Raw genomic sequence first — 968 nt, 5'->3', positions numbered from 1 at the left:
CCCCTCATCCGTCCCGCCCGTCCCCCGGGTCCGTTCCTTTGCGTCCATTACCGCTCCCGGGGAGGGAAACGGGCCGGCCCGGTGCCGATTGTCAGTGGCATGCGTCAGCATGAGTTCCGGATGCGAAGACACGCACGGATTCGCACGAATCACGAGGAGGCTCGCCATGGTCGGACCCCCCGCCGATGTGCACCCCGTGCTCCGCCGCGCCCCCGCCCCGCCGGCGGCGCTCGACCTGTTGGCCCAGGCGGAGCGGGGACTGGAGGAGGCGGAGACCCGGGAGGACCCGGGGGACGCGTACATCGCCGCCCACATGGCCGCGCTGCGCACCGCCGCGGCCGTGCTGGCCGTGCGCGGCCGTCCGGAGACCACCGCCCGCGGTCGGCGCCGGATCCGCAGCGTGTGGGACATGCTCCCGGAGATAGCGCCGGAGCTGGCGGAGTGGAGCGTCCTCTTCGCCGCCAGCGGTGCCCGGCGCGCCAGGCTGGAGGCGGGCATCCGGCGGGAGGTCGACCGGCGGGACGCCGACGAGCTGGTGGCCTCGGTCGCGATGTTCCTGCGCCTGGTCCGGTCGCAGATCTCCCCCCAGCCGGTTCTGCCGCGCGACCCCAACCGGCCCGAGCCCGGTGAGGGTGAGCGCCCCGCCTGAGCGATCACCGGTGTGGTGCGGCGCCCGCGGGACGGTCCGTCGGCGCGTCGGTGGTCCCGGCACGCCCCGCCACGGCCCCGTGTTCCCGTTGCCGACCCCCCATCCGGGTTCCCCCTCGTCTTCTCCGCACCGTTTTCTCCGCCGTCCTTCGCTTCCCCGCCTCCTCTCTTTCGCCTTCCCCCACCTCTCATCACCCCTCATCACCCCTCATCACCTCTTCTCGCCTCTCATCGCCCCGGTCACTTCCCGGCGCCTCCCGTCGCCCTCCATCACTTCTCCCGCACCGGGCCCGGGGCCTTCCGTACCCGCCCCCGTTCCC

Annotated in this window: 1 protein-coding gene; it reads left to right on the top strand. The window is 73.9% G+C overall.

Annotated features, from left to right (window positions below; genetic code table 11):
- Positions 1 to 166 precede the first annotated feature (166 nt).
- A complete protein-coding gene (locus tag FOE67_RS26955; protein ID WP_228474349.1) occupies positions 167 to 649 on the top strand; it encodes an SAV_6107 family HEPN domain-containing protein in 483 nt (160 codons plus the stop codon).
- Positions 650 to 968: the final 319 nt, after the last annotated feature.

Source organism: Streptomyces calidiresistens, from assembly GCF_014141525.1.
In the GTDB taxonomy this organism is placed as follows: domain Bacteria; phylum Actinomycetota; class Actinomycetes; order Streptomycetales; family Streptomycetaceae; genus Streptomyces; species Streptomyces calidiresistens.
The sequence above is the reverse complement of the archived record's forward strand: the minus strand, read 5'-3'. Positions and strand labels throughout refer to the sequence as shown.